This window comes from Pseudomonas sp. GD03944, from assembly GCF_029839275.1.
Classification (GTDB): domain Bacteria; phylum Pseudomonadota; class Gammaproteobacteria; order Pseudomonadales; family Pseudomonadaceae; genus Aquipseudomonas.
Genome location: NZ_JAOCAH010000005.1, coordinates 135,456 through 151,798, shown reverse-complemented (window position 1 = coordinate 151,798; position 16,343 = coordinate 135,456). Strand labels below are relative to the sequence as shown.

The following is a 16,343-nucleotide window of genomic DNA, read 5'->3' as shown; positions in this document are numbered from 1 at the left end:
ACGATCTCCTAACGCTTGCTGAGCTGTTCTGCCGGCGCATCGATTCGCTGCCAGGCGATCAAGCGTTGTTGAAAGGCATGGCTGGCCCCCTGGTAGTAGGCAATGTCGCGCCGCACGAGCGGGTCATCGACGCTGCTCGGGGACTCGTGGCTAAGCCCCAGGGCGTTATCGTGACGGCGCATGGCCCGACGCGGGCTGAGGATCGCCAGGTTTTCTCCGTCGAACAGCCCCAGATGCTGGTAGTTGCCGATCAGCGCACGCCCGGGAGCCCGGTCGGCGCGCAGCACGTCGCGGCCGAAGAACGTCGAGGTGTAGTCGAGGTTCAGGAGGCCCATCAGGGTCGGCGCCAGGTCGATCTGGCTGGCGACATCGGCGTAGTCGCGTGGCGTGATCACGGCCGGGGCATAGATGAACAATGGGATGTGGTAATTGGCCACGGGCAGGTCTTCCTTGCCCGCGCTGCCGGCCGTGTGGTCAGCGACAAACACGAACAGGGTCTGCTGGAACCAGGCCTTCTCACGCGCCTGCGCCAGGAACTGGCCGATGGCATAGTCGGTGTACTTCACGGCGCCTTCCCGTCCCTGGCCCGAGGGGATGTCGATGCGTCCGTCGGGGTAGGTGTAAGGGCGATGGTTGGAGGTGGTCATCAGCTGCAGGAAGAACGGCTTGCCGCTCGCGTAGTCGCGGTCGGCGACCTTGAGGGTTTGCGCATAAAGGTCTTCGTCGGCCATGCCCCAGGCGTTCTGGAACATCATGTCGGCTTCGGCCACGCTGCTCTGGTCGACGATGCGGTAGCCATTGCCGCCGAAGAACGCGTTCATGTTGTCGAAGTAGCCGCGTCCGCCATAGAGAAACACGCTGTCGTAGCCGAGGTTGTTGAATTGCTGCCCCAGGCTGCCGTAGCCACTTTCACGGCCGATGCGTTTGACGATCGAGCGCCCGGGGGTAGGCGGGATGGACAGCGTGATGGCTTCCAGCCCACGGTCGGTGCGCGTGCCCGTGGCGTAGAAGTTGCTGAATGCGAGGCTGTGTTTGCGCAGCTCATCCAGGTTGGGCGTGAGCCCGCGCGTATCGCCGAAACTGCCCAGGTACTTGGCACTCAGGCTCTCGATGGTCACCAGCACGACATTCAGCCGCCTGGCTTGGCCGGGGTTGTCGATTTGCCGGCGGATGTCCTGCGGATCGGCGCCGATGAAAAGGGCATTGGGTTCCCTGACTTCATCGCGCAGCAGTCCGGCGACGCGTTGCTCGGGCAGTGTGCTGTAGAACTGTTGGTAGTCCAGCTCGTTGTTGCGAAAGGCCGCGAAGAACTGGAACGGACCATTGCTGGCCAGCTCTCGCTGGTAGGTGTTGCCGCCCAGGCCACGGAGCGCGTCCTGCCCGATCGACAGGCTGCTCAAACCGACCAGGAGCAGCATCGTTGCGGCACTGGTGAAGGCCCGCGAGCGTGGTAGCAACGGTGCCTTCAGGGCCGTCGTTACCGGCTTGCGCAGCACGGCGCCGGCAATGATGGCGAGCACGGCCAGCAGGGCCAGCAGTGGGTAGATCGGATACGACTCCAGAATGTTGTTGATTACCTCCTCGGAGTAGACCAGGTAGTCCACGGCGATGAAGTTGAAGCGCACGCCGAATTCATCCCAGAACAGCCATTCCGCAACCGCGGTGAACAGCATGACGAACACGCTGACTGCCACCAGTGCCAGCAGCACACGTTGGTGCCAGCGGCTGCGCCAGAGCCGCGGCGGGCACAGAAACAGATACAACGCCAGGGGCGCCGAGGCGTAGAGTAGGAAACCGAGGTCGTAGACCAGGCCGATGGCATACACACCCGCCAGTTGCAGAAGGCTGGCATCGGCATCCGCCAGGTGGCTGGCCAGCAGCAGGCTGCGTGTCAGGCAGAACACCGCCAGCCACGCCAGTACGATGATCGACAGGTAACGAAGCTGGGCATAATGGAACTGAGGCATCGTATGATCCTTGCTGGATGAACGTGCCGCAGTCTGTCGCGCCGGCTGTGAGGCCCGCGTCAACAGGGTGTGAAAAAACCGTTAAACCTCGGTTCAAGAGATCAAGCGATGCGAATTCTGGTCATCGAAGACAACCGCGACATTCTCGCCAACGTGCTCGACTACCTGCAGCTCAAGGGGTTTACCGTCGACTGTGCCCAGGACGGACTCAGTGGCCTGCACCTGGCGACGACCGGGCATTACGACTTGATCGTGCTGGACATCATGTTGCCTGGCATGGACGGTTACCAGGTGTGCCAACGCTTGCGCGACGACGGCAAGAGTGAAGTCCCGATTCTCATGCTGACGGCGCGCGATGCACTGGATGACCGGTTGAAAGGATTGCGTTCGGGCGCTGATGATTACCTGGTCAAGCCGTTCGCCCTGGCCGAGCTGGTGGCCCGCATCGAGGCCATCCTGCGTCGCAGCCAGGGGAGCCGCAAGCGCCAGTTGATGGTGGCGGACCTGGTCTACGACCTCGACACCCTGCATGTCAGCCGTGCTGGCCAGGCACTCAAGCTCAACCCCCTGGGACTCAAGCTGCTGGCGGTGCTCATGCAGAAAAGCCCGGCCGTGGTGCGCCGTGAGGTCCTGGAAGAAGCCTTGTGGGGCGATGATTGCCCGGACAGCGACAGCCTGCGCAGTCATATCCACCAACTGCGCCAGGCCCTCGACAAACCCTTCGCCACACCGCTGCTGCATACGTTGCACGGCGTGGGCTACCGTCTCGCCGAGTAGAATCATGGCCTCCAAGCAGCCGTTCGCCCGGCGTATTCTGATCGCCTTCGTGCTCATGACCGTGGTGGTGAGCGGTCTGTTTTCCCTGAGCATCGTGGCCGTGGTGCACTTCATCGAAGAGCACCTGGTGTCCGAGGAAATGGACCGCGAACTGAATCAGATCCTGCACGACGACGTCGAACAGGGGCGTGCGCCACGGCTGGATGCCTCCACACGATTTTTTGCCTCCAACCAGCCGCAGCAGGCGATTCCCGAACAGTTCGCCCAGTTGGCTGAAGGGTTCAATGAGGTGGTTGAGGGTGACAGGGCCTTTTACGTCTACAGTCGGGAACTCAACGGCAGCACCTACCTGCTGGTACAGGAGCAGCATGAATTCGAGGCGCGCGAGCAGGTGCTTTTCAATGTGGTGCTGGCCGGCTTCCTGCTGACGGTGATCGGGGCCTGGGGGCTGGGCCTGGTGATGGCAAGGAAGGTCATGGCGCCTATCAGCCGCCTCGCGCAGCAGGTGCGCCACCGAGACCAGTTGCATCCTCTGGCGCCACCGCTGGCCCCGCAATACCCCGAGGACGAGGTGGGGCAACTGGCCGATGCCTTCGACAGCACGCTCGGGCAGGTTCGCCAGTCGCTGGAGCGTGAGCGCCTGTTCACCAGCGATGTCAGCCACGAGTTGCGCACACCGCTGATGGTGATCGCCACGTCGTGCGAGTTGCTGACTGAAAACAACCTGGATGCGCGTGGTCGCGAGCAGTTGGAACGTATCAGCCGTGCGAGCCAGGAAATGCAGGAGTTGGTGCAGACCTTCCTGCAACTGGCCCGTGACAAAACCAATAAAAGCGCGTTTGCCGAAAGCAGTCTGGGGTCTATTGCGGCTGACCAGATCGGCCGATGGACTCCGTTGTTCGAGGAAAAGGGACTGGCCTTCCAGTTCATCGAAGAGGGCATGGACAGCGGTCTGTACAACCCGACCCTCCTCAGTACGGTGATGGCCAACCTGTTGCGCAATGCCCTGCATTACACCGATCACGGGGGCGTCCGCCTGGTGGTCAGGTCTGGCGGCTTTCGGGTGGAAGACAGTGGCCTGGGCATTCCCGCCGACCAGCATGAACACATCTTCCAGTCGTTCGTGCGTGGCCAGCATTCGCGGGGGGAGGGGCTCGGCCTGGGCCTTTCGTTGGTGAAGCGGATCTGCATCAACCAGGGCTGGCGCATTGCAGTCAGCAACCTGGAAGGGGGTGGCACTTCTTTTGATGTCAGTCTGCAACCCGACAACTAACGATTTTTTCACACCCTTTTGACGGGCCTTTGATTCGGCGTTTTCTAAGGTGGCAGGCGTACCCACTCCAGGACGACTCGCCATGCCCAAGCCCTCTGTCACCGAGCTCGATTTTTCCCGTAAATACGATCAGGGTCATTCGCAGCAGTACCTGCACAAGCATCAGGAGAGCGTTGCTCGACGTTTGTCGCACTGGCGGGACGTCCAGGTCGCTCGGCAGGCTCTCCGGCGGGCTGGAGACCCTGATCTGGTTCTCGATCTACCCTGTGGGGCCGGGCGTTTCTGGCCGATGCTGGCCGAGCAACCCAACCGGGTGATATTCGCCGCGGACAACTCCGTCGACATGCTGGTGACGGCACGTTCTGCCCAGCCCCCCGAGGTGGTTGCACGGGTGAATACGTTTCAGACCTCGGCGTTCGCCATCGACCTTAGCGATAACGCGGTGGATTGCATCTTCTGCATCCGCCTGCTGCATCACATCCAGTCCAGTGCGCATCGTCTGGAAATCCTGCGCGAGTTCCACCGGGTCAGCCGCGACACCGTCATCCTTTCGCTCTGGGTCGATGGCAACTACAAGGCCTGGGCACGTCGACGACTGGAGAGGCGCCGTGCGGCCGATGGCCGTGCCGGGCAGAACCAGAACCGCTTCGTGGTGGCCAGGGCGGTCATCGAGCAGGAGTTTCAGCGAGCGGGTTTCCAGATACTCGGGCACCGGGATTTTCTGCCGGGGTATGCCATGTGGCGTACCTACATCCTGCGCAAGGGGGTGTGAGCATGAACACCCTTGCCAGTCATGCGGCGGTTCAGTCCAGCACAACCCACTTCGATCGTTGGTGGAACAGTTCGGGGGTATGGGTCGAACCGGCCAATCACCGTCGGGGCGGCGAGAGCGGTGTGCAGTTGCTGAGCCACCGCGATGCCAGCCACCCACCGTTGTACTGCAAGCGGCAGGTCGGGCACCTTTACCGGTCTTTCCTGCATCCGCTGGGGCGCCCCACGGTGCTGCGTGAGCGCGATGCCTACCGAGCCATGGCGCGCCTGGGCGTCAGGACGCCGAACATCGTCTATTGCGCGGCCCGTCAGCAGGCCGATCAGTGGCAGGCACTGCTGGTCACCGAAGCGTTGCACGATTACCTCAGCCTCTCGCAGTGGTACGAGACCGAGCACGCGCCGGCACTCAGGTCTCGGGTGCTGACCCAGGTCGCGATGACGCTGGCGCGGATGCATCGGGCCGGCTGGCAGCATGGCTGCTGCTACCCCAAGCATATTTTCATCAAGCTCCAGACTGGCGAGGCAGGGGTGCCTCAGGTGCAGGTCGCTGTGCTGGATCTGGAGAAAAGCCGAAGGCGCTGGTTTGGCAGGAATGCAACTCGGCACGATATGAGTCAGGTGAGGCGGCACCGCGGTACGATTCCAGAAGAGGATATCGGCCTGCTTTTGCGCGCTCACAGGCAAGCGATGCAGGAGTCGGTCGACGCATCGGGGCCATGAGTGCCAGTCCGCTCAGGCGTGACGTCCTGTGCTCCGTCACCCCGGGGTGGAATGCCCTGAATCGCACTGTGAATGCCCGAGGTGTTCGATTACGCCGCGGGCAAGCTTCACCCAGGCCTCCACCGCCCGCTGATGGGGCTGCCAGTCATCGTGACACTGGCCGAGGTAGGCCTGGCGCGCCCGGTCGAGCAGGGCGCGCTGCGGCGCTGGCAAGCGTTCGGCCAGCCAACTGGCGGCCTGGTCTTTCGGGGCGATGCGGCCGGTGGCCAGGGTGAACCACATGCGCGCCAGGGTGAGCAGCACGTTGCGCTCGTCACCACCAGTACTCGCAATCAGGCTGGGCAGGCTGTCGAGCATCGCGCGGCGCAGGTCGGCCGCAGGGATCGCCGGCAGTAGCTCATCGGCCGGTGCCCCGGCCAGGGCGCGGCTGTGTTGCCGGGCTGAGGTCAGCAGCACGCTGAGGTCCGGATCGAGGGCAGGCGGCGCAATCTCGCCAGATTCCAGCGCCGGGCGCAGCCACTCACCGAACACCAGGTCGCGGCGCGGCGGGTAGCGCCACGGACGGATGTCGTCCAGCACCACCAGGGTCAGTTCCAGTGGCCGTACCCCGTCGCGAGCCGGGTAGGCGGACAGCTCCAGCAGGCGCTGCACCAGATGCTGGCGGGCGTGTCCGGCCAACGGAGTACGGGCGATCACCAGCAGGTCGATGTCGCTGTCCGGGCGCAGGCCCCCATCCACCGCCGAGCCGTACAGGTAGACCGCCAGCAGGTCGTCGCCCAGGGCGTCGTGGATGGCTTCGAGCGGGGCGCGGGTATCCGGTTGCATGGCGTTACTCGACCGGGTCCATCAGCAGGAAGGTGCCGGGTTTGCTCTGGTACTGATCGATCAGGGGCACCAGGCGGCGGAAGTGCTCGGTCTGGCAGTGGGCATCCAGGGCCGCGCGATCAGGCCATTCCTCGATGAACACGAAGTGGCCAGGGTCTTTCTGATCGACGCACAGTTCGTAGGAAAAACAGCGGGGTTCCTGCCGGGTCTTTTCCACGAGCTCCCGGTACAGCGGCAGGACGCGATCGATGTGTTCGGGCTTGATGAAATCCTGGGCGATGACTTTGAGCATGGGCCTGTCCGAAAAAGGTCTGCCGACAGTGTTGTCGCATCTCCCGGTCATTTCCAGTGTGGTGGCAGTCGGCAGGACCGTTTGCTCGGGTCTTTATAACCTTGGGTGGTCGTTATGACTCTTGGTCATGGTGACTCGCCTTAACCTATCTACTTGAATTTTAACGTGTTCGTGGCTGGCACAAACATTGATATCACTGTGATATCTATTGTTGACGCTCACCGGAGGTGAGACATGTTCGTACGCGCCAGCCGCTACCAGGCCTGTGAAGAAGAAAACCGCTCGTTGCGTGCCCGCCTCGAGGCGGCTGAACAGGAAGCCCGCCAATTGCGCGAGGTGCTGCTCGCCACCCAGCAGGATCGGCGGGTGCACGACGACCTGGCGTTCTACAAAGGGCTGTCCGGTAACCTGCTGAAGTTCGGCCATTCCATCGGCCACGTGGGCGAGTCGTTCGGCTACCTCAACGCCCGGCTGGACGCCAACAACCAGCGGGCCCAGGACGTGGCAGGCGCCGCGATCCAGAACAAACTGAAGTTCGGCCAGCTGCAGGAACAATCCCAGCTCATGGAGAACGGCCTGGCCACTCTCAACCAGCGCATCGCGGAACTGGTGCAGCGTGCCGGGGAAATCGACCGCATCGTCGGCCTGATCGGCAGCATCGCCAGCCAGACCAACCTGCTGGCGCTGAACGCCGCCATCGAGGCAGCCCGCGCCGGGGAATCCGGGCGGGGCTTCGCCGTGGTCGCCGGGGAGATTCGCGACCTGGCGGAGAAGACCGCCAGTGCCACCTTGGACATCGTCCGTGAAACCGCCGACATCCAGCGGGTGATCCACGCCTCCCAGGCGGAAATCCAGCGCCACGTCAGCAGCGCCAACCATTTCCATGCCATGACCACCGAAGCCAGTGGCGCCATGCTGGACGTGCACAACCTGGCGCAGCGCATGCACCACGAAATCAGCCAGTCGTTCTTCCGCTCGGGCATCGAGCTGGCGAACCTGGCCGAGCTATCGCTCAAGACCGAGGTCTACGAGACGCTGCTCAGCGGCAAGGGCACATCGGTGCGCCTGGCGAGCGAGGAGGAGTGCCTGTTCGGCCGCTGGTACTACGGCGAGGGCAACGAAGCGCTCAAGGGCAACCGCGAATTCCGCCTGATCGAGCAGCCCCACGAGCAGGTGCACCGCTCCGGCATGGCGGCCATCGAGGCCTTCGCCCAGGGCCGCTTGAGCGACACCCTGCGCGAACTGGCGCAGATGGAGGACTGCAACATCGAAGTGATGCGCATCGTCAAACGGGTGCTGGTGGAGCACGACAAGCAGCTCTGACCTGCCCGCAAGAACCCGTGCAACGGGGTGGCAGGCCATGCCATCAAACCGAAACAAAGCGGTTCTAGAGTAGCGCCTCGCATTCATCAGAGGCGTTCACGTGGATCGTACGACACGCGGTATCTGCAAGACTCTCAGCCAGGTGGCGGATAACAACGAAGCGGCGGCGATCGCCGTGATGCGGGCCGCCGAGGCCGTGGGCGACGAGCTGCTGCGCCAGCAACTGCTCAACGTCATCCACCGCCTGAACCTCGACGCGAGCCAACTGCGCTTCGCCCGCGAGTCGCTGGCCGGGCAGGGGCTCAAGCGGGCCTGAGCGCCCTTCTGGCCACACCGCGAACGGCCCGCCACACGCCGCTTGTTGAGTCCCGCGCGCAGCCCGCGTACCGTGCGTTGCACGTTTGGTTAGCGAGCCTGGAGAGGCTATGGGGTATTGCACGCTGTCACGGATGATGTTTTTCGCGCTGTTGCTGCCCATGGTGGCATCGGCCCAGACCCTGGTCAGTGGCGCGACGCAGTGGGCGCCCTACAGCTACAGCGATGCCAACGGCGAGCCCCGGGGCATTGCCGTCGATGTGGCGCGGCAGGTGCTCGACAGCGCCGGTATCGAAGCCGACTTCGTGTTCTACCCGACCAACCGCCTGAAGCTCATGGAGCAGCAGGGCCGGGTCGACCTCAACTACGCCGACTCACCCCTCTGGCGCGACGAACCGGGCGGCGTGCCGTTCCTCTATTCGACACCCTACCTGGATGTGACGGAACACCTGTTCTTCCTGGCCGAGCACCCGGCACGGGAAGTACCCCTGGCGCACTTGAGCGAGCTGAATGTTGGCGGGGTGCGCGGCTACCGCTATCCCTCGCTGGAAGAGGCCTTCCAGGCGCAGCGGCTGGTGCGGCTCGACACCTCTCGTGAAGACGCCCTGATGGAGCTGTTGATGCTGGGGCGGGTGGACGCCATCGTCATGACCGACGACCTGTTCGCCTACCTGCTGGAGACCCGCGGTCTGAACCCGGCGCTGTTCATCCGCGGCCCGCTGATCGGCACCGCGCCGGTGGCGATAAAGCTCAACCCCAGGCACGGCCACTACCTGCCCGACATCAACGCGGCCATCCGCACCCTGCTGGAGCGCGGCGCCGTGGAAGACATCCGCCGGCGCTTCATCCAGGAAAGCGCACGGGGCAGCCTGAGCGCTCGCTGATCCCGTCTGGCGCGCCGTGTCGGAGTGCCAGACGACTCATTTCTTCTCGTACGGCGGGTACTCGTCGCTCGGGGCCCGTCGCTCTTCGCGTGGATCTGGCGGGTTGTCCGGGATGCGCGGCGGTTCGGGCGGATCGATCTGCGGATCGCTGGCATCCGGGGAGTCCGGGTCAAAACCCAGTTCCGGGTCCACATTGCGCTGTTCACCGCCGTCCTTTTGCTCCCGGGGGTAGCCAGGCAGGCCGCGACGGTCGCCCGGTGAGTCCTGTTCCGGCCACTTGTCGGCGTCGAGGGTGGCTTCGTTGCGATTGCCGTTATGGGTGTCGTTCGGCTTCATGGTCACCTCCTGGCTGGGTGGATCGACGCGGCCCCTGTGGGCGCGTGCCGTGTAGGTTTGGAACCGGGGCCGGCGCGATGAGTTCAGGTAAAGACGGGCACGGCGGTGCTCACCCGTACAGCACCGGACCGGCCTCGCGCATGAAGATCTCGACGGTCTTCGGGCCGATGCCCTCGAACACCAGCAGGCGCGCTTCGAAATCCTGGCGATCGACACTTTGCCGGTACAGCTCGCGGACCGAGCCGGCGTATTCGTCGTTGAGCTTTTTGCACAGCTTCACCAGGCGTTCGGCGGTGGACAGGTCGTAGCGCACGTAATGCGCCTGGCCGAGCATGCGCACCAGTTCGGCCTTGCTGCAGCCGCCCAGCTTGCGCGGCGTGTCGCGGCGGTGCTGCTCGACGATGACCCGGTAGGCCTGCTCGGCGATGCGCTGCTGGATGGGTTTGCCGAACAGGAAACTGGCGATCAGCCATTTGAACAAGGCGTCGTCGCAGCCCTGGGCCAACCCGTCATCCAGGCCCAGCTGTCGGGCGGTAATCTGCTTGGCGGGCATGCGAATTCTCCCAGCGTGGTCCTCTAAGAAGGGGACTGGGATCCGCGCCATGGGTTCGGGATGTTTTACCGGGAGAGGGTGCCGCTCAGGCCAGAACGGCTGAACGCGAGGCAAAAAAAACCGGCTCAGAGGCCGGCATGGAAAAGAGTATGTTGGAGCAACACTGGATTACAGCCCGCTCAGGATCGGTGATGCACATGACAGCCGCGCGTCAGAACGATGAACAATCGGCGCACAGGTTCTCGCCAGCGCCGGCAGCGATCAGCGGCGGCTGGCAACCCTCGGCTGGCGTTCCAAGGCGGCCTCCATGCTCACGCCCGACCAGGGTGATGGCGGCGGCTCATGGCACTCCGGCGCGGCCACCACTTGCGGCAGCAGGTAGCCGGATTCGGTTTCCGTCTCGTTGCAGCGCGCCGTGTGCGGCGTGTGGGTGGGGCTGCCAGCCTGTTCCCTGTCGGAACTCCAGCGTGAACGGGGCGTGCTGTCGAAAATAAGGCAATCCAGTCTGCTCATGCTCGGTTACCTGTTCAGAGGTCGAGGACCAGGGGGTGAAGGCCATCTTCATTTTCTGCCGGTACGGCGCAGCAGATCAGTACCTTGTCGCTTTCCGGCAACTGGGCCGGCGGGTTGGGGTAATGCACCTGGCCGCTGACCAGGCGTGTGCTGCAGGTGCCACACGAGCCGCCGCGGCAGCTGAAGTCCGGTGCCAGGCCGCGGCTTTCCGCCAGTTCCAGCAGGGTGCCGCCGCCCGGCGTCCAGCGCGCTTCCTTGGCCGAGGCGGTGAACAGCACCGGCACCGGGACGCTGGCCGCCGGCGGTTGTGCCGGGGCCTGCGGCGGGCCGTCGTTCTGCCGCTGCAGTGTCGAGGGGCCGAAGGCCTCGGCATGGATGCGCGGGTCGGGAATGTTCAGCCCGCGCAAGCCGTCGTACATGTCCTGGGTGAAGCTGGCCGGCCCGCACAGGTAGAAATCGTAGTCGTCGAGGGGCAATTGCGCCTTCACCTGGGCAAAACGCAGACGCCCGGTCAGCTCGAAGTCGCGGCCTTGCACGGCATGCTCGCCAGGCTCGCTGAGGGCGCGATGCACGTGCAGCAGGCCAGCGGCGCGGGTCCGCAGGGCCGCCAGCTCGGCCTGGAAGGGCAGGTCGTGCAGGGTCCGGGCGCCCTGGAACAGGTACACCGGCCGTTGCAGCCCCTGCCGCTGGTTCTGCTCGACCAGCTCGCGGAGCATGGCGATCAGCGGCGTGATGCCGACCCCCGCGCCGATCAGCACCACCGGGCGCTGGGTGTCGCTGGCCAGAGTGAAGCTGCCCAGAGGCAGGCGCACGTCCAGCAGGCTGCCCACCTCCAGGGTGTCGTGCAGGTGACGCGAGGCCGGACCCTGGGCCTTGACGCTGATGCGCAGGTGGCCGTCGGACGGCGCGCTGGAAAGGCTGTAGGTCCGGATCAACGGCTCGTTGCCGGCGGCGGTGCTGATGCGTACGGGCAGGTGCTGCCCAGGCATGAACGCCACCGGCGTGTCGTCCTGGGGTTGCAGGTAGAACGAACGGATGTCCGCGCTTTCCTGTTCCACCCGGGTGACCGCCCAGGACAGCCACTGGCGGCGTTGCTCGCGTTCGCGCAGGCGCTGGTCGGCCTCGGTCCAGGTGCCGGTCATCAGGCTGGTGGGCGCGTACTCGTGAAAGTCCCAGCGCAGCGAGGCACCGGCCGGGCGCAGCACGACCTGCTCCACGTCGAGCGTCCACAGGCGCTCGGCCCCTTCGAAGGCGGCGATCATCGGACTGTCCAGGATCAGCTCGGTGCGCCCGGCGAGCTGCAGCATGTCGCCGGTGGTGAAGTCGACGAACAGTAGACCGGCCTGGGGCTTGAGCTGCAGGTTGCCCAGGGTGTTGAAGTGCAGGTTGCCGGCGTAGTCCGGGATGGTCAGGCGGTTGCCTTCGACCTTGATGAAACCGGGGCGCCCGCCACGGTGCGAAACGTCCACCGAGCGCTGGCCGCCGTCGTGCTCCATGTAGCTGGCGATAAAAAAGGTGTCGGCGTTGCGCACCATCTCGGTGGTACGCGCATCCAGGCCCGGGAAGTCGAGGCGGCTCGGCTTGCCACCGGCGGGTGCCGGTACACGGGTGTAGGTGCGCTGCTGGATGTACTGCGGGCAGTTGCCGAAGGAGTGCTCGACCTCGATCTCCAGGCGCCCGGCCGATGCCTCGCGGATCAGGCCGTTCATGCGGTTGCGCCGGCGGGTGTGCAGCTCGATGCCGAGCAGGCCGATGGCGTCGTTCGCCTGCAGGCCAGGGGTGGCCGGGTCCTGCGGATCGAGCGAGGTGGCGAACACCAGGTGCCGCGGGTCAGGGGAGGTGACGAAGCCCTCGGCCCCTTCGATCAGCGTGGCCCAGGGCTGGCCGGCGCGATCCACCGCGCCGGCGACCATGAAGGGCAACTGCTGGTAGAAGTCCCGGTGCTGGTCGGGCATGTAGTTGCGTACGACCTTCTGGCCGACGCTTTCCATGCGGTCGCCGGCGCCGACCCGTTGCTGGAGCAGTTTCTCACCGGCATGCCAGGGCGATTGACGGTGTTTGGGCAGTTGATCCATGGCGCAACGCTCCTCGAAGAGGCTGCCGGGGAAGCCCCGGCAGCGGGTTCCGTATCAGTTGGCGTGCAGCCCGGCCGCGGTGCGCTGCATGGGCACGAAGCCGGGCAGCGCTTCGATCCGGGCCAGCCAGGCGCGCACGTTCGGGTAGTCCGCGAGCGACACGTTGCCTTCGGGGGCGTGGGCGATGTAAGCGTAGTTCGCCACATCGGCGATGGTCGGGGTGTCGCCGACCAGGAAGGTCGAGCTGCCCAGTTCGATTTCCAGGGTCTTGAGCAGGGCATGGGCGCGGGTGATCACCTCGTCGGCATTGAACCCGGCGCCGAACACGGTGATCAGGCGGGCAGCGGCGGGGCCGTAGGCCACCTGGCCGGCGGCGACCGACAGCCAGCGCTGCACACGGGCGGCTTCGACCGGGTCTTCGGACAGCCAGCGGCCGTCACCGTATTTCTTCGCCAGGTAGACCAGGATGGCGTTGGAGTCGGCGATCACGGTGCCGTTGTCGTCGATCAGCGGCACCTGACCGAAGGGGTTCAGCTTGAGGAAGTCCGGTTGCTTATGGGCACCGGCGGCCAGGTCGACGAAGACCAGCTCGGTTGGCAGCTCCAGCAGTGCGAGCATCAGTTCGACACGGTGGGCGTGGCCGGACAGGGGGTGGCGGTACAGTTTGATGGTGGCGTTTGACATCGGAGTAGCTCCTCAAAGGGTTGGGAAAGCAGCACCGAGTCAAGGCATGGGGCGCTCGTGCTGATGGACGTATTCTGCGCCTATGCATGTCTTTGCAGAATGACCAACTTCTGCAATCCATAATTTCGTTTTTCGAAATTATCAGCCGTTCAGCGCTGGATGAGTCCGCAGGCGCGGCACCGCGAAGTCGAGGAAGGTGCGAACCCGAACCGTGGCGCGGCGGCCCTCCCGGTAGATCAGATGCACCGGCAGGCGCTCCGGAGCGAAATCATCCAGCACCGTTTCCAGCAGCCCGTCCTGCAGCTCCCGGTGCACCTCATGGTTCAGGCAACGGGTCAGCCCCAGCCCCGCGACAGCGGCGCGAATCGCCGCCTGCTGGGTGGTACAGCTCAGCACGGGGGTTGGCTTGAACCACTGCACGGCCTGCCCGTGGCAAAAGCGCCAGGCGGTCACGTAGCCGGCCGAGGTCCAGGCCACGGTGCGGTGTTGGCGCAGGTCGTCCGGGGTGGCGGGGCGACCGTGGCGGGCCAGGTAGGCCGGCGAACCGCAGAGAATCGGCCTGACGGTGCCCACCGGAATGGCGAAACCGGAGGAGTCCGGCAGCGGGCCGACCACCAGGGCGATGTCGATGCCGTCTTCCAGCAGCCGGGGCATGCCATCCCGGGCCTGGCTGACGACCTGCACCTCGGGAAAGGTATCCAGGTAGGCGAGGGTGATCGGCAGCAGCACCTGCGGGGTCATCAACAGCGGGGCCGAGAGGGTCAGTTGCCCGGCGGGGTCGCTGTGCAGTCCGAGCACCGAGCGCTCGGCGTCCAGCACCGCCTGCAGGACCTGCTGGCAACTGGCGGCAAACGTTTCGCCCGCCGGGCTCAGGGCCACGCCCCGAGGGCTGCGCAGCAGCAGCGAGGTGTTCAGCCGCGCCTCCAGCGCCGCCACGCTGCGCATCACGGTGGCCGCTGACAGGTCGAGCTGGCGCGCCGCGGCCGCCAGGCTGCCGGCCTGGGCCACGGCCGCGAACACGGCCATTTCCTGGTAGCGGCTCACCCGGTCAGTCCGCTGCCGGCGGGCACAGGGCCGGGTTGGCCAGAAAGCGGCTGGCGCAGTAGTCGACGAAGGTCCGCACCTTCGCCGATACCCGGCGCCCGCCCTGGTAGAGGATGTGGACCGGCAGCGGCGCCGTGCCGAAGTCCTCCAGTACCAGTTCGAGTTCACCGCGCGCGACGCGGTCGGCCACCTGGTAGGACAACACCCGGGTAAAGCCCCAGCCCTCGGACACGGCATTGATCGCCGCCTGGTTGGAACTGACCGTGAGGCGCGGCTTGGGGTGCAGGGTGATGTCGCCATCCGGCCCGCTGAACTGCCATTCGGTGAGCAGCGAGCTGGCCGACGACATGACGACCTGCTCCGTCAGCAGGTCCCGGGGATCGGTCGGCCGGCCGACCACGTCAAGGTAATGCGGGGCGGCGCAGATCACCGGGCGAATCTGCCCGACTGCCAGCGCCTGCAGGCTGTTCTCGGGCAGGCGGCCGATGCGCACGGCCACGTCCACCCCGTCATCGGCCATGTTCACCAGGCGATCCACCAGCAACGCATTGATCGACACGTTCGGGTGTTCGATGAGGTAGCTGCTGATCAGCGGAACCAGGAACTGCTCACCGAAAATCACTGGCGCGGTGACCGTCAGGTTGCCCTGCGCCCGCACGCCGCTGCCGGTCGCCAGCTCTTCCGCTTCCTCGACTTCCTGCAGGATGCGCTTGCAGTCTTCCACATAGCGCCGGCCCGCCTCGGTCAGGCGCAGGCTGCGCGTGCTGCGCGCCAGCAGCAGGGTGCCGAGCCGCGCCTCCAGCCCGGCGATCACACGGGTCACCGTGGGCGGCGACAGCCCCAGCAACTTGGCGCCACCGGCAAAACTCTCCGTCTGGGCAATAGCCAGCAGCACGTTCATTTCCTGGAATCTGTCCATGCGCGATCCGGTTTCGGCAGTTTCATCGGGTGGGGGCAGCGTAGCGGGTGGCGGTGGGGAATACGAGATGGATAGAGGACACCACTTATGGAGAGGGCGCCCTTCAAGCCGGCACGGAAAGCCGGAGGGTTCTCAGTAGCAGGGCGTGGAGGCTGTCCACGGCTTTCGAGCCCCGTGAGGCGCGGCTGCGCAGTACGGCGACTTCCATGGGGTCCAGGGGCCCCAGGTGGTGTTCGCTGCCCAGTATTTCCAGGTGCGGCGGTGCACTGCACTGCGTCAATACGGCAACGGCCAGGCCACTTTCCACGGCGGCAATCTGCCCGGCCAGGCTGGAGCTGTTGTAGACCACCTTGTAGCGGCGTCCCTGGAGTGCCAGTGAGCGCAGGGCGCTGCGTTTGGCGAGGCTGGCATCTTCATAGACGGCAATGGGCAGCGGGTCGCGGCGCCATACCTGGAACTGGGCTTCGCCGACCCACACCATGGGCTCATGAAACAGCAGCGTTCCCTGCCGTGGGTTATCGCGCGATACCAGCACCAGGTCGAGGTCGCCGCTCTTCACCCGCGGGATCAGTGAGGTCGACTGTTCACAGTACAGCTCGATCTCCACGGCGCCGAAGTTCGGTGCGAACCGCTTGAGCACGGGCGTCAGGTAGCGCGCCGCGTAATCATCGGGCACGCCGAGGCGAATCCGGCCTCTCAATTCTTCCCCGTGAAATGCCGCTTGGGTTTCGGCGTGCAGGTCGAGCATGCGCCGTGCGTAACCCAGCAGGATCTGACCCTGGGGGGTGAGCTGATGCTGTCGCGGGCCGCGCAGCAGGAGCTGGCATTCCAGGGCCGCCTCCAGCTTCTTGATCTGCATGCTGACTGCCGACTGTGAGCGGTGCACTTCGGGGGCCGCGCCCGACAGGGAGCCTGCGTCGACCACGGCGACGAAGCATTTCAACCAATCTATCTGCAAGTCTTGAAAGGTCATGCCCATGGCCTGTATTCGATTTTCGGATAGCTTATCGCCGTTTTATCCGTTTTAAGAGAAATATAAGTCCGGGCATAGTGCTAGCAAAATAGGGCCGTT

At 65.0% G+C, this 16,343-nt stretch carries 18 protein-coding genes; 7 read left to right on the top strand and 11 right to left on the bottom strand.

The window, feature by feature from the left end:
* Positions 1–8 precede the first annotated feature (8 nt).
* A complete protein-coding gene (locus N5C28_RS10365) occupies positions 9–1,967 on the bottom strand; it encodes an LTA synthase family protein (RefSeq protein ID WP_279822070.1) in 1,959 nt (652 codons plus the stop codon).
* A 108-nt stretch (positions 1,968–2,075) separates the two neighbouring features.
* Between N5C28_RS10365 and N5C28_RS10360 the strand changes: the two genes are divergently transcribed.
* The 4 genes from N5C28_RS10360 to N5C28_RS10345 all read left to right on the top strand — a co-directional run bounded on the left by N5C28_RS10360 (position 2,076) and on the right by N5C28_RS10345 (position 5,508).
* Complete coding sequence (locus N5C28_RS10360; protein WP_279822069.1) at positions 2,076–2,744, top strand: response regulator transcription factor; 669 nt, start codon at positions 2,076–2,078, stop codon at positions 2,742–2,744.
* Positions 2,745–2,748: 4 nt separating this feature from the next.
* Complete coding sequence (locus N5C28_RS10355) at positions 2,749–4,017, top strand: HAMP domain-containing sensor histidine kinase (protein WP_279822068.1); 1,269 nt, start codon at positions 2,749–2,751, stop codon at positions 4,015–4,017.
* Positions 4,018–4,099: 82 nt separating this feature from the next.
* On the top strand, positions 4,100–4,789 hold the full coding sequence (locus N5C28_RS10350; RefSeq protein ID WP_279822067.1) for a class I SAM-dependent methyltransferase: 690 nt from the start codon (positions 4,100–4,102) through the stop codon (positions 4,787–4,789).
* A 2-nt stretch (positions 4,790–4,791) separates the two neighbouring features.
* The gene (locus N5C28_RS10345) at positions 4,792–5,508 is read left to right on the top strand and encodes a lipopolysaccharide kinase InaA family protein (RefSeq protein WP_279822066.1); all 717 of its coding nucleotides are present in this window, start codon (positions 4,792–4,794) and stop codon (positions 5,506–5,508) included.
* A gap of 36 nt (positions 5,509–5,544) precedes the next feature.
* Here N5C28_RS10345 and N5C28_RS10340 read toward each other — a convergent pair whose 3' ends face one another.
* Positions 5,545–6,333, bottom strand: coding sequence for an aminoglycoside adenylyltransferase family protein (locus N5C28_RS10340; protein WP_279822065.1), 789 nt, complete (start codon positions 6,331–6,333; stop codon positions 5,545–5,547).
* Between the two features lie 4 nt (positions 6,334–6,337).
* Positions 6,338–6,625, bottom strand: a complete 288-nt coding sequence (locus N5C28_RS10335) for a putative quinol monooxygenase (protein WP_279822064.1) — start codon at positions 6,623–6,625, stop codon at positions 6,338–6,340.
* 234 nt (positions 6,626–6,859) lie between these two features.
* Here N5C28_RS10335 and N5C28_RS10330 point away from each other — a divergent pair, with 234 nt between their 5' ends.
* The 3 genes from N5C28_RS10330 (at position 6,860) to N5C28_RS10320 (ending at position 9,147) form a co-directional block, all read left to right on the top strand.
* The gene (locus N5C28_RS10330; protein WP_279822063.1) at positions 6,860–7,948 is read left to right on the top strand and encodes a methyl-accepting chemotaxis protein; all 1,089 of its coding nucleotides are present in this window, start codon (positions 6,860–6,862) and stop codon (positions 7,946–7,948) included.
* 100 nt (positions 7,949–8,048) lie between these two features.
* On the top strand, positions 8,049–8,264 hold the full coding sequence (locus tag N5C28_RS10325) for a hypothetical protein (protein ID WP_279822061.1): 216 nt from the start codon (positions 8,049–8,051) through the stop codon (positions 8,262–8,264).
* Positions 8,265–8,373: 109 nt separating this feature from the next.
* Complete coding sequence (locus N5C28_RS10320; protein WP_279822059.1) at positions 8,374–9,147, top strand: transporter substrate-binding domain-containing protein; 774 nt, start codon at positions 8,374–8,376, stop codon at positions 9,145–9,147.
* Positions 9,148–9,183: 36 nt separating this feature from the next.
* Here the strand turns inward: N5C28_RS10320 and N5C28_RS10315 are convergent, their stop codons facing one another.
* From N5C28_RS10315 to N5C28_RS10280, 8 genes are all read right to left on the bottom strand, one after another.
* Positions 9,184–9,483, bottom strand: coding sequence for a hypothetical protein (locus tag N5C28_RS10315; protein ID WP_279822057.1), 300 nt, complete (start codon positions 9,481–9,483; stop codon positions 9,184–9,186).
* Between the two features lie 109 nt (positions 9,484–9,592).
* Complete coding sequence (locus N5C28_RS10310; RefSeq protein WP_279822055.1) at positions 9,593–10,036, bottom strand: DNA methylase; 444 nt, start codon at positions 10,034–10,036, stop codon at positions 9,593–9,595.
* A gap of 261 nt (positions 10,037–10,297) precedes the next feature.
* Positions 10,298–10,549, bottom strand: a complete 252-nt coding sequence (locus N5C28_RS10305; RefSeq protein WP_279822053.1) for a hypothetical protein — start codon at positions 10,547–10,549, stop codon at positions 10,298–10,300.
* Positions 10,550–10,563: 14 nt separating this feature from the next.
* Complete coding sequence (locus N5C28_RS10300) at positions 10,564–12,624, bottom strand: pyridoxamine 5'-phosphate oxidase family protein (RefSeq protein ID WP_279822051.1); 2,061 nt, start codon at positions 12,622–12,624, stop codon at positions 10,564–10,566.
* Positions 12,625–12,678: 54 nt separating this feature from the next.
* A complete protein-coding gene (locus tag N5C28_RS10295; protein WP_279822049.1) occupies positions 12,679–13,308 on the bottom strand; it encodes a glutathione S-transferase in 630 nt (209 codons plus the stop codon).
* 141 nt (positions 13,309–13,449) lie between these two features.
* Entirely contained in the window at positions 13,450–14,352 is a 903-nt protein-coding gene (locus N5C28_RS10290) for a LysR family transcriptional regulator (protein WP_279822047.1), read from the bottom strand.
* A gap of 4 nt (positions 14,353–14,356) precedes the next feature.
* On the bottom strand, positions 14,357–15,271 hold the full coding sequence (locus tag N5C28_RS10285; protein WP_279822045.1) for a LysR family transcriptional regulator: 915 nt from the start codon (positions 15,269–15,271) through the stop codon (positions 14,357–14,359).
* A 103-nt stretch (positions 15,272–15,374) separates the two neighbouring features.
* Positions 15,375–16,244 (bottom strand): LysR family transcriptional regulator, encoded by an 870-nt coding sequence (locus N5C28_RS10280; protein WP_279822043.1) that lies wholly within the window; start codon positions 16,242–16,244, stop codon positions 15,375–15,377.
* Between the last annotated feature and the right edge of the window lie 99 nt (positions 16,245–16,343).

Bases quoted from the DNA above. Each gene is read 5' to 3' on its own strand.
- N5C28_RS10280 (WP_279822043.1), bottom strand. From the start codon at position 16,244: ATGACCTTTCAAGACTTGCAGATAGATTGGTTGAAATGCTTCGTCGCC.
- N5C28_RS10285 (WP_279822045.1), bottom strand. From the start codon at position 15,271: ATGGACAGATTCCAGGAAATGAACGTGCTGCTGGCTATTGCCCAGACG.
- N5C28_RS10310 (WP_279822055.1), bottom strand. From the start codon at position 10,036: ATGCCCGCCAAGCAGATTACCGCCCGACAGCTGGGCCTGGATGACGGG.
- N5C28_RS10345 (WP_279822066.1), top strand. From the start codon at position 4,792: ATGAACACCCTTGCCAGTCATGCGGCGGTTCAGTCCAGCACAACCCAC.
- N5C28_RS10330 (WP_279822063.1), top strand. From the start codon at position 6,860: ATGTTCGTACGCGCCAGCCGCTACCAGGCCTGTGAAGAAGAAAACCGC.
- N5C28_RS10320 (WP_279822059.1), top strand. From the start codon at position 8,374: ATGGGGTATTGCACGCTGTCACGGATGATGTTTTTCGCGCTGTTGCTG.
- N5C28_RS10360 (WP_279822069.1), top strand. From the start codon at position 2,076: ATGCGAATTCTGGTCATCGAAGACAACCGCGACATTCTCGCCAACGTG.
- N5C28_RS10340 (WP_279822065.1), bottom strand. From the start codon at position 6,333: ATGCAACCGGATACCCGCGCCCCGCTCGAAGCCATCCACGACGCCCTG.
- N5C28_RS10335 (WP_279822064.1), bottom strand. From the start codon at position 6,625: ATGCTCAAAGTCATCGCCCAGGATTTCATCAAGCCCGAACACATCGAT.
- N5C28_RS10355 (WP_279822068.1), top strand. From the start codon at position 2,749: ATGGCCTCCAAGCAGCCGTTCGCCCGGCGTATTCTGATCGCCTTCGTG.
- N5C28_RS10300 (WP_279822051.1), bottom strand. From the start codon at position 12,624: ATGGATCAACTGCCCAAACACCGTCAATCGCCCTGGCATGCCGGTGAG.
- N5C28_RS10295 (WP_279822049.1), bottom strand. From the start codon at position 13,308: ATGTCAAACGCCACCATCAAACTGTACCGCCACCCCCTGTCCGGCCAC.
- N5C28_RS10315 (WP_279822057.1), bottom strand. From the start codon at position 9,483: ATGAAGCCGAACGACACCCATAACGGCAATCGCAACGAAGCCACCCTC.
- N5C28_RS10350 (WP_279822067.1), top strand. From the start codon at position 4,100: ATGCCCAAGCCCTCTGTCACCGAGCTCGATTTTTCCCGTAAATACGAT.
- N5C28_RS10365 (WP_279822070.1), bottom strand. From the start codon at position 1,967: ATGCCTCAGTTCCATTATGCCCAGCTTCGTTACCTGTCGATCATCGTA.
- N5C28_RS10305 (WP_279822053.1), bottom strand. From the start codon at position 10,549: ATGAGCAGACTGGATTGCCTTATTTTCGACAGCACGCCCCGTTCACGC.